Here is a 12,871-nt window from a genome sequence, read left to right as displayed (position 1 = left end):
CGGTCACAACCACAGATTGATCAGGCGCGCGCCATGACCGGGGCGGACGCCTTTCGGGGCGGCACTGATGGATTGCTCGGCGATGCTCTGTCCGTCGCGGCTGGCGAAACTGTGGCCGGCGCTGCCCTGGTCCCAGAACTGGCCGCGCATGAAAACGCTGACGCCGGCCTTGGCCGTGCTGGCCGGTGTCAGGGCCAATCGACGCCAGGCTTCGCCCTGGGTGATCGGCTTGGCGCCCAGGTTCAGATGGGCCGCCAGCGCGTCGTGCTTGTCGCTGCGCCAGGGTTGCGACCAGCCGTCCGTGCCGGCGACGTAGGCTGGCACTGCGATCAGCTCGACGCCGCTGGCATTGAGGCGCGCGTAGTTGTCGGGGTACCAGCTGTCACTGCCGATCAGCGTCGCCAGCCGCCCGGCGGGGGTGTCGATTACGTTGAGCGGCGCGTCCTTGCCGGGGCGGATGTAACCCCGCTGATTCCAGCCCGGAAACAACTGGCGCTGGGGTTGCCCCAAGGGCATGCCGTCAGGGCCGAACACCAGGCTGCTGTTGTAGAGCGCGCCATGGCCGATGTGCAGTTCACCGTTTTCCACCTGCGGGCTGGGCAGCACGATCGAGCCCGCCACCAGCGTTACCCCGAATTCCTTCGCCAGCCCGCCGAACACGGTTTGATAATCCTGCGCCATGCTGTGCGCCTTCATGCGCAGGCGTGCATCCTCGAAACGGCTGCTTCCCCGCGCGTGAATCACCGCGTCGATGAACAGCAGCGGGTTGCTGAACGCCAGCCAGTTCATGGCTTCTTCGAGGGTGGTGGCCTGATAGAACTGGGTTTTTTCGTCCACCGCCAACAACCAGGTGCCGATGTGCTCGGGCAGCACCACGATGGTTTTATCGTTGAGCAGCCCATGGTCGCGAGCCTGCACCAGATAGGACGCCAGCTTGCGGTGCAGGCGCTTGACGCTCGAATAATCGGAAGGGAACAGCTCGGGCTGAATGCCCAGCAGGTTGCCGCGTTCCCCGGGTTGCCCGTCGTTGATCACCAACTGGATGCGCAGGTCCGTCAGGTAGTGCCCGACATGACGCTTGCCCGTCCACAGCCCGTAGCTGACGAGAAGCATCACCAGCACTGCTGCGGTAAGTGAGCCGAGAACTTTGCGCATGAAGAAAGGAGAGCTGCCTCTGAAGAAGGCGCGCGGGGCGCCATGACGTTGCCGGAAGGCTACGGCAAAACGGCGATTTGGAGAAGGTTTGCCAACGACCCGGACGGCCATTCGGCGAATGCGTTGAGGTGAGGCGGCATCGGCGGCCGCCTGCGCTGTATGGATCAATCGTGATGCCGGCGATTTGCAGGCATCACGGGCAGCGCGTATTACAGGCGGAAGCGGCTGACCAGCGTGTTGAACGAAACCGCCAGGCGGGAAAGGTCCTGAGTCGAGGCGTTGGTCTGGTGCGCACCGGCCGCCGTCTGGGTAGACAGATCCTGGATGTTCACCAGATTGCGGTCCACCTCGCGCGCGACATTCGCCTGCTCCTCGGATGCGGTGGCGATGACCATGTTGCGTTCGTTGATCTGGGCGATGCCGTCGGCGATCTGCTCCAGGGCGCGACCCGTTGCCTGGGCCAGCGCCTGGGTGTCGGTCACCAGCGACTGGCTTTTGCCCATCGCCCCGACCGCCTGGTCGGCGCTGGCCTGGACGCTGTTGATCATGCCTTCGATTTCACCGGTCGAGGCCTGGGTGCGCGCGGCCAAGGCCCGGACTTCGTCGGCGACCACGGCAAAGCCCCGGCCCTGCTCACCGGCACGGGCGGCTTCGATGGCGGCGTTCAAGGCCAGCAGGTTGGTCTGTTCGGCGATGCCGCGAATCACGTCCAGCACTTTGCCGATGTCCCGGACCTGCACGGCAAGGTCGCGGACCATGTTGGTCGAGGTGGCGATTTCGGTGGTCGCGCTGTTGATGGCTTCGACCGCGCCACGGGCCTGGTCGCGGCCCTCGCTGGCCTGTTTGCTGGTAGTCCTCGACGCGTCGGAAGTCGACACGGCGTTGCGTGCCACTTCTTCCACAGCGGAAGTCATTTCCGTGACGGCGGTCGCGGCCTGCTGGATCTCGTCGTTCTGGCGGACCAACCCTCGGCTGCCGTTATCGCTGACGGCGGTCAGCTCTTCTGCGGCAGAGGCCAGTTGACTGGACGCATCGGCAATCTGCTGAATGGTGCTTTTCAGGCTGCCTTGCATCTCGCCCAGCGCCGTCAACAATTGCCCGGCCTCATCACGGCCGGTGCTGACAATCTGTTGAGTCAGATCACCGCCAGCAATGCTCCGCGCGCTCGTGACCGCATAGGCGAGAGGACGGCTGATCAGGCGACTGATGAACATACCCAGCAAGATCGCCGCCAGAAAGGCAATAGCGATGCCGATGTACAGCGAGGTCTTGGCGGAGGACTCCATGCGGGCGGCATCCTCGGCGCCTTCGCCGATCTGCCGGTTATTGGACTCAACCATAACGGTCAATTCATCGAGCACCACGCGGAACGCCGCCTGCAGATCGCCAAACAACAAGGCACGGCCGTTATCAAGGTCGCCGGCTTTCATGAGGCCGACGTATTTCTGGACCAGTGCCTGGTAGGCCGGCCAGTCTTTTTCCATCTGGTCGCCCGCCGCGCGCTCATCGTCGGCCAGCGGGGTCTTGCGGTATTCGGCGAACGCTTTCTCGCTCTGCTGCTGGTTGGCGTTCATCGATGCAATCACTTCGTCTTTCACGCCCTGGGGCAGGCCGGCGGCCGTGGCTGTGTATAACCTATACAGATCGCGGCTTTGTCCCACGGCGTTGGTTTTGGCCTGGCCGGTGTCTGCGACGGACACCAGGTTGTTGCTGAACACCAGCTTCAGGCTGTCCGACAGGTCCGACACGCCACGGCTTCCCAGCACGCCTACTCCCAAGGTGATGAATGCGCACAGCGTGAAGGCTGTGATCAACTTGGTCGAAATTTTTGCATCATTGATCCAGCTCATTGATCGTCCTGCCGAGGTATTGAGAAGTAGGACATTGCTCAGCCATCGGTGCGATGGGGCAAGGTCGTCACAGAGTTATCGGCGCCGAAGTTGAAGGCTGAAAGGGCACCCGATGAACGCCACGGTGCACCGCTAGATCATTGATTTGTTACTTTCAGTCATTGAGCATGATCGGGCTGCTGTTTACTGTTTGCGCCATGTACAAGGCGCTCGTTCAAGGCCCTGACTGATTCGACGGGCGCCACAGAGCGCTCGCGCCCCGTGATGATGCTCGATGGAGTTTTTATGGCCGCCCCCCACTACCCGCATTTGCTCGCTCCCCTGGACCTGGGTTTCACCACGCTGCGCAACCGCACCCTGATGGGCTCGATGCACACCGGGCTTGAAGAGAAGCCGGGCGGGTTCGAGCGCATGGCGGTGTATTTCGCCGAGCGCGCACGGGGCGGGGTCGGCCTGATGGTCACCGGCGGTATCGCACCGAACGCTGAAGGCGGGGTGTATTCGGGGGCGGCCAAGCTGTCGACGCCGGAAGAGGCGGACAACCATCGTGTCGTCACCCAAGCCGTGCATGAGGCTGGCGGCAAGATTTGCATGCAGATCCTTCACGCCGGGCGCTACGCCTACAGCCCCAAGCAAGTCGCACCGAGCGCGATCCAGGCGCCGATCAACCCCTTCACACCCAAAGAGCTCGACGAAGAGGGCATCGAGAAGCAGATTCAGGATTTCGTCACCTGCGCGACCCTGGCGCAGACCGCCGAGTACGACGGCGTCGAGATCATGGGCTCCGAAGGTTATTTCATTAACCAGTTTCTCGTCACCCACACCAACCATCGTAGCGACCGTTGGGGCGGCAGCTACGAAAACCGCATGCGCCTGCCGGTAGAGATCGTGCGGCGCGTGCGTGAAGCCGTCGGCCCGAATTTCATCATCATTTATCGACTGTCAATGCTCGACCTCATCGAGGGCGGCAGTACCTGGGAAGAAGTGGTGCAACTGGCCCAGGCCATCGAACGGTCGGGGGCCACGCTGATCAACACCGGCATTGGCTGGCACGAAGCGCGGATTCCGACCATCGCCACCAAAGTCCCGCGCGCTGCCTTCGCCAAAGTGACGGCGAAAATGCGCGGCTCGGTGTCGATCCCGCTGATCACCACAAACCGCATCAATACCCCCGAGGTCGCCGAGCAGGTGCTGGCCGAAGGTGACGCCGACATGGTCTCCATGGCGCGCCCGTTTCTCGCCGACCCCGAATTCGTCAACAAAGCCGCGGCCGGTCGCAGCGACGAGATCAATACCTGTATCGGCTGCAACCAGGCGTGTCTGGATCACACCTTTGGCGGCAAGCTCACCAGCTGCCTGGTCAACCCCCGCGCCTGCCATGAAACCGAGCTCAATTACCTGCCGGTCACTCAGGTCCGCAAAATCGCCGTGGTCGGCGCCGGTCCTGCGGGCCTCGCTGCCGCAACCGTCGCGGCCCAGCGAGGGCATGACGTGACGTTGTTCGACTCGGCCAGCGAAATCGGCGGGCAGTTCAACATCGCCAAGCGCATTCCGGGCAAGGAAGAGTTCTTCGAGACCCTGCGCTACTTCGGCCGCAAGCTGCAAACCACCGGCGTCGACCTGCGCCTGAACACCCGCGTCACGGCCGATGACCTGCTCGGCAAAGGCTATGACGAAGTGATTCTGGCCACCGGTATCGCGCCGCGAACGCCCGCCATCCCCGGTGTCGACAACCCCAAGGTGCTGAGCTACCTCGACGTGATCCTCGGCCGCAAGCCGGTGGGCAAGTCCGTCGCCGTGATCGGCGCGGGCGGCATCGGCTTCGACGTGTCGGAATTCCTCGTCCACCAGGGCGTCGCCACCAGCCTGGATCGCGACGCGTTCTGGGACGAGTGGGGCATCGACACCCAGCTGCAAGCGCGCGGCGGCGTGGCCGGGATCAAGCCCCATCCCCATGCACCGGCCCGTCAGGTGTTCCTGCTGCAGCGCAAGGCCACGAAAGTTGGCGATGGCCTGGGCAAGACCACCGGCTGGATTCATCGCACGGGGCTTAAGAACAAACAGGTGCAGATGCTCAACAGCGTGGAATATTTGAAGATTGACGATGCGGGTCTGCACATTCGGATTGGGGCAGAGGGCGAGGAGAAACTGTTGCCGGTTGATAACGTGGTGATTTGCGCCGGGCAGGATCCGCTGCGTGAACTGTATGACGGGTTACAGGCGGCGGGGCAGAGCGTGCACCTGATTGGCGGGGCGGATGTCGCGACTGAACTGGATGCCAAGCGGGCGATTGATCAGGGGTCGCGGTTGGCCTCGGGGTTGTAAGGGGGTTGGGTTCTAACGGGTGATGTTGCGGTTGGGGTTGATGGGCTTGGGTCGCGTGCCGCCAGGGTCTGTAGGGACTCTGCGGGTGGGACGGTTACCAGCTGCCGTAGGGGATTCCGTGCTGGTCAATCCAGGCTTGAGCGGCTGGATTTGGGGCTCGGTAATACAGCCCTTTATCGTTCAGGTAAGGGCCACGGGGTTCGACTTCGGCCTGAAAACGGCCGACTTCTTTGAAGCCCAGGCATGGGCCGCCAACCCAGACTTTCACGATCCCCCCTGGGGCCATGCCTAAGGTGATGACATTCCGGTAGTCTTCCTTCCAATCATTTGGGACCAGACAAAACGCTTTTTCCGGCCGAACCATCTCGTCTCGCACCCACTGTGGTATCTGTACTTTGATCTTGTACGACTGCGGCTCTACCAGTGACTGCCATCGCAAAAAGATCAGGTCTGGCAAGTCGACGTTGTTTATAGGTTTTCCTCCCGCCCCCCCTTGGTGCCAGCCCTCGACTTTCCCGGTGTAGCTCGCTACGCCACCGTGTACCCGAAAGAAAGCGAGTCCACGCTTGTCCAGCACGTCGACGGTCTCAACCCAGACTTCCATGTGCTTGGGTGCAGCAAAACCTATGTACCAGGCCGGATACGGCAGCTTAACAGGTGGGGGTACTGAGCTACCCGTTGCGCAGGCACTCAGGCTGATCAGCAATCCGAGCGCAAAGACCAGATGCCTCATTCGGAAAACCCAGTCTGCAAATGGAAGCCTTGAACAAAGCCGCAGATGCGCTAGCCGTCGCGTGCATTGATGCCTCTTGTTAGCACTCATGGCCGAGTTACCAACTGCCATAGGGAATGCCGTGTTGTTCTACATAAGCTTTGTTCTCAGGTTCGAGCGGGATGTACTTGCCCTTGCTTGCGCCACGATAGGGGCCGAGCGGTTCGACTTTAGCTTGGTAGCGGCCGACTTCTTTGAAACCCACGCATGGACCACCGACCCAGACTTTCACGACCCCTCCGGGGGCCATGCCTAAGGAAATCACATTCCGGTAGTCGTCCTTCCAATCATTTGGGACCAAGCAAAACGCTCGTTCTGGACGAATCATCTCGTTTCGCACCCACTGCGGTATTTGTATTCTGACCTTGTAAGCCTGTGACTCCACCAGTGACTGCCAGCGCAGGAAGATCTGGTCGGGCAGATCGACGTTATTTATAGGTTTCCCTCCTGAGCCCCCTCGGTGCCAGCCCTCGACGTTCCCGGTATAACTTGCGACGCCACCGTGTACCCGGAAAAACGCGAGTCCACGCTTGTCCAGCACATCTACGGTTTCGACCCAGACTTCCATGTGCTTGGGTGCAGCGAAACCTATGTACCAGGCCGGATACGGCAACTTCGGAGCAGGCGGGAATCCTGGCGCGCCAGCGCAGGCACTCAGACTAATAAGCAGCCCTACAGCGAAGATCAGGCGCTTCACTCTGGATAGCCTTTTTGCGGGCGGTTGAGATGCACATTCCTACGACTCAACGGTGCTGGCTTGCTAAGCAAGAAGGGGCCTCGTGGCGTCCAGTGCGCGGACATATGGATGTAACGCGCTCGTAGCAGCGCCTCATGCGCAGGTTCAAGGTTTACGAGCCGGTCCGTCATTACCCGTTGCAAGATTTGCTTGGCGATAGGCATGAGCTCTTCCGGTATCGCGAGTTCAGGCCGCTCTTCCAGATCTTTGAATGGAATGCCGTGACGTATCCCCAGCTCACGCATGACACGCAGTGCAATCAGGCTCAGTTCGCCATGCACTGGGCGTTCAAGGATTACGGTTATCCAGTAGTCCTGCATGACCGGCTCAACTTTCCCGCGTGGGTTAGTTGCTGCAGGCCAGGCTTTCACCGCAACGTAGCCATCGCGAGCGACGCCTGATTCGCGCAGTACCTTAGCGTCCGCCTCTGCACGAGCCCAAGCCGCATGTAACTCAATCCTTTGGCCGGTCGGAACGCTGGCCTTACAGGGCTGCGTCATCCACAAATTTTCTTGTGCTCGCGGCAGATAGCCCCCGCCGACATCGGAGTGGGCGCCCGGCAGTCCGATCTGGAGGTGCGTCTGGTGCACGTTATTAAGAGAAAAGTCGGCTCGATACTCGTCGAGTGCTTGAAGGTGAATGACCTGCCGCGCGCAGTCAGGTGGCAGGTAGAGATTGACGCCACGATTAATGTCATTGCCTGGGCTGAAGTCGCCATGTAGTGGGTCTGAGATGGCCGCAACGGAATCGAACAGGCCGACCAAATTGATGCACACATCAGCGGCCGAGTTGAAACTTCTTAATAGACCAGTGCGCCCCCCGACAAGCAGCTCGCTGAATACCCCACGATGAGGCTTAAGGACTTCGTTAGCGCAATGCCGTGCAGCCGCGGCTCCGCGGCTGAAACCGAAGATGTCGAATTCAACGGTGCGAATAGCTGTGCCGGGATTGATTTGGAGGAACTGCTCTAACTGTCTTTCGATCAACGTAGGCGCCTCTTTGACCCGCGCCACCACGCCCGTTTCACCTTGCCCGAGAGCTTGCCCGATCAGCACGTCATCCTCGCCGCCGCTACGGGTGCCGATGCCTTCGATGTACGCCCTGATATAACCAGTCTCTGAATCCTTACCGACTGGTGTTGCAGTGTTATCCGGATACAAATCATACAAATGCGCCACATTACTCGGCGCATTCCCGTAACTGTTATCCGGCGCGCTATTGAACGCACTCCCGTCAAACTCCCCAAACCCATACTGCTTGCACGTCGCCGCAATACTCTCCAGCTCTTTACGGCTGAAACTGTCCAGATCCGATTGTCGGCACTGTGCGGTCGCCGCCGCATTGCTCTGGTTGTTCCCCGTCCCATCAAAGAACAGACCGATGCGCAGGGTGATGCCATCGGTGATTTCCTCTTCCTCTTCTTCCTCCTCAACTAGCTCAGGCTCTTTAACCGGCGCAGCATTCTTGATCATGCTCCGTTCGTAGTGAATGTTGCCGCCGCTGAAGCTTGGCCAGAATTCGTGCAATTCAGGCGGTATATCCAACAACGGTGGCAAAGCAGGCAGTTCAACCTCCTGCGCGGCTTTCGGTCTGAAGTCGAAGTGCGCGGCTTTGATGAGATAGTCGCCCGCGGTGCCGGACTCGATGCTGCACCGCTCAATGGCTAGGTAGCTGCCGCCGGCGTTGAGGACAATTCGCTTCTTGGCGGTGATGTGGATTTCGTCTTCGGTGCTGGTGATGTTTATTCCCTGGCGAGCGAGCAATTCCAGACGATCGTTCTGCGCCTGGATGCTCACCGGGCCCTCGTTGGAGATCAGCTTGAGTCCGACCTTGCGCACGAACAGGCTCAGGCCCTGGCCGATACCCATGAACAGTTTCTTGACCACGCTGATGTCGGCGTGGCCGCCCGCGTTGAGCATCAGGTTGTCTTGCGCGGCCAGTTGCAGATGTTTGCCGCTGGTCAGGGCAATGCCGTCCGGAGCGCTGAGCAGCAACACCGAGGATTTGAGCGCGTCCAGATCCTGTTTGAGCAGATCGAGTTGCGCCTGGACGCCAGCGGCATCGGCGTGACTAATGTCAGCATCTGCGGAGATTGTTTTCAGCTGCTCGCCGGCACTCTGCAAGCGACCGATTGCGGCACTCATGTCGAGCTGCTTGCCCTGCGCTTTGGCCTGGCCATCCGCGCTGATAAACACCCCACGCCCGGCCCGAATCGCACCCCAGCCATCGGTGCGCAATTCAAAGCCTTCGCCGCGCTTATCCTTCTCGCTGTCGACTAGATGCCCAAGGTTCAGCTGGCTCTTGCCGCTGTGTTCGGTGCTGAGTTTGATGTGTTCCTTGCCGCGATCGTCCTCCATGCGCAGCTTGTTGTTCGCCGGGGTGCGCAGGACATTGCGTTTGTAATCGCTGCGCAGCAGCGTCACATGGTCGGGATGGCGATTGTCATGTAGGGCATGGGCGATATACGGCCGATCCGGGTCGCCCTGCTCAAACACGATCGCCACCTCGGTCCCGCAAATCAGCGGCAGGTGCAGGCCGTGGGTATCGCCTGCGTACGGACGGGCGAGGCGCAACCAAAGGCTTTCCTCACCCAGTTTCCAGCTGTCTCGGTCAAACAGAAAGCTGACCTTGTAACGACCTTCACTATCAATGTGGCTATACGGATCGTTGGCCAGCGAGCTGGTGACCCGCGCCGGGACGGTCCCGGCTATCTCAGGCTTGGCCAGCAACGGCGGCCGAAAACACACGCTCTCCGAATAGGGAATAGCCTCAAAACTCAGCTCAAAACTGCGATCCCGCGCAGCGCGCAACTTCAATCCAGTGATCACCGCCCCTGGTTCAAACGCCTGAGGCGCCCCACCGGAAATCGCCAGCACCTGCGCCAATCCCAACGAAGCACTGCTGCTCACGCCACTTAAGCGAGTCTGATCATTCAGATACCGCTCATGCCGCAACCGGGCATAAAAAAACCCGCTTTCCCCGAGCAGATCCTCGTCCTGATCCAGCTTGTCGCCCAAGGCCTTGTACGGCTCGGCATAGTGATACGCCTCGCCATAAGTAGTCGGGTCACCCCGGGTCTGATCAACATCCCCATCCAGCCACGCACTGGCATCCCTATGGTGGTAGGCACGAAAGTAAACGTTTTTCTCCACCACTTCATGACTGACTTGCAGCGCCCAAACCCCGTCTGCTCCACTGCTGCCCAACCCCGACTGCGGCCGGTAAGGCAAGCTAACCCGAGGCTTAGCGTAATGCCGCTGGTCATCATGAAACTCGACGACCGCAATACCCAATCGCTCATCGTTGGTGAGGCGATACCAGATCCCCACCTCCGCCAACAGCCTGGAAATGAAAGCGAGATCACTCTCGCCGTACTGCATCACCTGCTCACGCGTCGGATACTCCCGCACCAGCGAGAACAGAAAATCCTGTCCCTCAAAGTCATGCCGCGTGCGCAAGATGCTCTCGACAATTTGCGGCACCGACTGATGCTGATAGATCCGAAACTGCCGCCCTCGGCCCAGCAAGGCAAGGCGCGGCTGCAAAGTGATCTCGTATCTGGCCTCGTCAGCCGAACCAGAAAGACGTTTAAAACCTGTAACCACACCATGCAGCGTTCGCAGCGGTTTAACCGAAGGCACCGGCAACCCACGAATCGGAACAGGCAACGTATGCGCCGCCGCATGCAGGCTGAACTGCGCATCCCGCCCCAACACACGTTCAGCCCCTATGTCCTGCTCAACCGAAGTAAATTCAACGCGGTAATGAAACGGCTGACTCAGCCGCTCCTCCCCCTCGAACGCAAGTACATCGAGCGCTACAGGAAAGCGATGAACAACAAGTTTATGGCGACTGTGATCGAAAAAAGGTGGCAATACGGTGAGCATGAGTGAGCGTCCTTGGCAGGAATAAGCGCCCCTGACCGGTCGGCAGAAAACGGGGTCAACTCGTCCATGAGAGAGGGCTGAGGCGGGCGAAGATGAGGCTTTTCAAAGCGTCATTCCATAGGCAAAACACGAACCGGACGCTTCCTAATGAAGATCAAGAATTCCCCTACACAGCCCCCCAAATCGAGACGCCAGCGCAACGAGTGCTAGACTCGCGCTCCGTCCATTGCCCGACCGATTTCATGTTTGCTCCTTCATCACCACTCCCTTGTGCACCGCTGCAACCCCTCCGTTTCGACTGGCTCCAGACAGCCGGTGTGGAGGCGGCGATCCTGCGGCTGGACCTCGTCGATCCGCTGATCAGCGGCAATAAATGGTTCAAGCTCAAGCACCATCTGGCGGCCGCCGAGCAGGCCGGCGCGCGGGGCGTTATCAGCCTGGGCGGCGCGCATTCCAATCACCTGCATGCGCTGGCGGCGGCGGGCAAGCGCTTTGGTTTTGCCACGGTCGGGCTGGTGCGGGGGCATGCGGTCGAAACGCCAACGGTGCTGGATCTGCTGGGGTTCGGCATGGAGCTGAACTGGCTGGGTTACGCCGGTTATCGCGCGCGGCATGACAGGGATTTCTGGGTGCCGTGGCGCGAGCGTTATCCGCATCTTTATCCGGTGCCTGAAGGCGGCGGCGGGCTCGGCGGCGCGGTAGGCTGCGCTGAGATCGTTGAACAGGCGCGCAGCCAACTCGGCGATCTGGGGTGGGCGGATTACGACGGCTGGTGGCTGGCCTGTGGCACCGGCACAACCTTGGCGGGACTGGTGCTCGCGGAAGCAGGGCAGCATGGGGTGATCGGCGCGATGGCGGTGCCGGGGGATCATGGGGTGGCAGGCAACGTCGACGCATTGCTCCGGGAAGGTTCGCGAACGTGTGAGAAATGGACTACTGGAATATCGGAATATGCGGACCTTGAAAAAAGCAGCTGCTTGAAGTCAAGGCTGCCGTATTCGTTGCTTGATGCATCCCTCGGCGCCTTTGCCAGGACTGATGCTCAGTTGCTCGACTTCATCCGTTGCTGCGAGCGCGAATCCGGAATCCCGTTCGAGCCCATCTACACCGGCAAGGCGCTGTTGGCGTTGAAGCAGTACGTACAGGAGGGGCGATTCGCGATCGGCACCCGGTTGATATTTATACATTCGGGCGGGCTGCAAGGCAGGCGTTCCAGTGACGAGGCCGCTGATCTTCGCGTGTCGTCACTCACGTAAAACAAGGAGTTCCAATGCTGTTGAAGTTCATTGGTTATCTGCACGCCAAAAAAGTCAGGTTCGTTAGAAAGCGTCGGCGTCTTTCGCTCAAAGTAAGCTTGTATGACGCTGGCCTGCTCATTGCTGTGTTGTCACTTCTCGCTGCGGCGTACACCGGTGAGTTGGGAGCGGCGGCCCATAGCCTCATGGCGATGTCAGGTATCCCGCTGATTATTGCCCTGTGTATTGAGATCAACGGCTGGATCGGAGCCGTGGATCGATGGGCGAAGCGCTCTTTATATGGCAAAGCCTTGATGGCCGGGCTGTTGACCATGTCCGCTTCGGTGTCCGCCGGCTACGCTTCTACGCTGATCAATGAATTCTCGAAAACGGCGTCGAATCCCTTTCCGTATACCACCGCCTTTATTGCAGTACCCGCCACTGTCGTTGTGGCCGTTGCGTTTCTCACGCTGCTGTATATCAGTGTTGCCATTCGCGCTTTTGGCTACGGCGTGTGGTCTGCGCTGGTCAACAACCTTCTGTTTGTGGTGTTTTCAGAGCGGGCTTTGTTCAAGCGCTCGCGAGCGCGCTTAGGCCGGCGGGTGCAGCTCGAATTTGCACGGCTGATCGCCATGGCAATGTTGTTTCTGGTCATCACCTTCGCGTCGCCGTGGTTCGACAGGGCGCTACTGGGCGTGGCCGAGATTTTTGCGTACCGGTTGGAAACCTATGCACAGGATGCGTGCGCCAAACCTCGCGAACGCGTCGTGCGGGTGGATGACGATGTGGTGCTCGTCGCTACGGCGGATAAATGGGATGTGAAATACGAACCACGGTTGTGCCCACGGGCGTTTGGTCTGAAGGGGAGCAAATGACCCAATCCACGCGATGGCACGAATCCTGCGGCCCAC

6 protein-coding genes and 4 pseudogenes are annotated in these 12,871 nt (G+C 60.2%); 3 read left to right on the top strand and 7 right to left on the bottom strand.

Annotated features, from left to right (window positions below; genetic code table 11):
• Nucleotides 1-3 precede the first annotated feature (3 nt).
• The 3 genes and pseudogenes from ACYASU_RS10660 to ACYASU_RS10650 form a co-directional block, all read right to left on the bottom strand.
• Nucleotides 4-1,155, bottom strand: a complete 1,152-nt coding sequence (locus ACYASU_RS10660; RefSeq protein WP_463582774.1) for a carbon-nitrogen hydrolase family protein — start codon at nt 1,153-1,155, stop codon at nt 4-6.
• Nucleotides 1,156-1,364: 209 nt separating this feature from the next.
• Nucleotides 1,365-2,519, bottom strand: a pseudogene (locus ACYASU_RS10655) (methyl-accepting chemotaxis protein); the annotation flags it as partial.
• Nucleotides 2,520-2,531: 12 nt separating this feature from the next.
• Nucleotides 2,532-3,005 (bottom strand): annotated as a pseudogene (locus ACYASU_RS10650) (MCP four helix bundle domain-containing protein); the annotation flags it as partial.
• A 285-nt stretch (nt 3,006-3,290) separates the two neighbouring features.
• Here ACYASU_RS10650 and ACYASU_RS10645 point away from each other — a divergent pair.
• Nucleotides 3,291-5,330 carry an oxidoreductase gene (locus ACYASU_RS10645; protein WP_463582773.1) on the top strand — a complete coding sequence of 680 codons (2,040 nt, stop codon included), beginning with the start codon at nt 3,291-3,293 and terminating at the stop codon, nt 5,328-5,330.
• 94 nt (nt 5,331-5,424) lie between these two features.
• On the opposite strand, the gene ACYASU_RS10640 is transcribed toward ACYASU_RS10645, so the two are convergent.
• The 4 genes and pseudogenes from ACYASU_RS10640 to ACYASU_RS10625 form a co-directional block, all read right to left on the bottom strand.
• Entirely contained in the window at nt 5,425-6,063 is a 639-nt protein-coding gene (locus ACYASU_RS10640; RefSeq protein WP_463582772.1) for a DUF2931 family protein, read from the bottom strand.
• Between the two features lie 97 nt (nt 6,064-6,160).
• Nucleotides 6,161-6,799 carry a DUF2931 family protein gene (locus tag ACYASU_RS10635; protein WP_463582771.1) on the bottom strand — a complete coding sequence of 213 codons (639 nt, stop codon included), beginning with the start codon at nt 6,797-6,799 and terminating at the stop codon, nt 6,161-6,163.
• Nucleotides 6,796-7,623, bottom strand: a pseudogene (locus ACYASU_RS10630) (phospholipase effector Tle1 domain-containing protein); the annotation flags it as partial. The pseudogene ACYASU_RS10630 and the gene ACYASU_RS10635, both read right to left, overlap by 4 nt.
• Nucleotides 7,624-8,382: 759 nt before the next feature.
• Nucleotides 8,383-10,725: pseudogene (locus tag ACYASU_RS10625) on the bottom strand (type VI secretion system Vgr family protein); the annotation flags it as partial.
• 242 nt (nt 10,726-10,967) lie between these two features.
• On the opposite strand from ACYASU_RS10625, the gene ACYASU_RS10620 reads away from it, so the two are divergent.
• Both ACYASU_RS10620 and ACYASU_RS10615 read left to right on the top strand, forming a co-directional pair.
• On the top strand, nt 10,968-11,981 hold the full coding sequence (locus ACYASU_RS10620) for a 1-aminocyclopropane-1-carboxylate deaminase/D-cysteine desulfhydrase (protein ID WP_463582770.1): 1,014 nt from the start codon (nt 10,968-10,970) through the stop codon (nt 11,979-11,981).
• Nucleotides 11,982-11,995: 14 nt separating this feature from the next.
• On the top strand, nt 11,996-12,835 hold the full coding sequence (locus tag ACYASU_RS10615) for a hypothetical protein (RefSeq protein ID WP_463582769.1): 840 nt from the start codon (nt 11,996-11,998) through the stop codon (nt 12,833-12,835).
• Nucleotides 12,836-12,871 lie beyond the last annotated feature (36 nt).

The organism is Pseudomonas sp. HP_12 (assembly GCF_055283955.1).
This window is presented reverse-complemented; position numbering and strand designations above follow the sequence as displayed.

Excerpts from the sequence above, each read along its gene's own strand:
- ACYASU_RS10660 (WP_463582774.1), bottom strand. The coding sequence starts at position 1,155 with ATGCGCAAAGTTCTCGGCTCACTTACCGCAGCAGTGCTGGTGATGCTT.
- ACYASU_RS10645 (WP_463582773.1), top strand. The coding sequence starts at position 3,291 with ATGGCCGCCCCCCACTACCCGCATTTGCTCGCTCCCCTGGACCTGGGT.
- ACYASU_RS10640 (WP_463582772.1), bottom strand. The coding sequence starts at position 6,063 with ATGAGGCATCTGGTCTTTGCGCTCGGATTGCTGATCAGCCTGAGTGCC.
- ACYASU_RS10620 (WP_463582770.1), top strand. The coding sequence starts at position 10,968 with ATGTTTGCTCCTTCATCACCACTCCCTTGTGCACCGCTGCAACCCCTC.
- ACYASU_RS10615 (WP_463582769.1), top strand. The coding sequence starts at position 11,996 with ATGCTGTTGAAGTTCATTGGTTATCTGCACGCCAAAAAAGTCAGGTTC.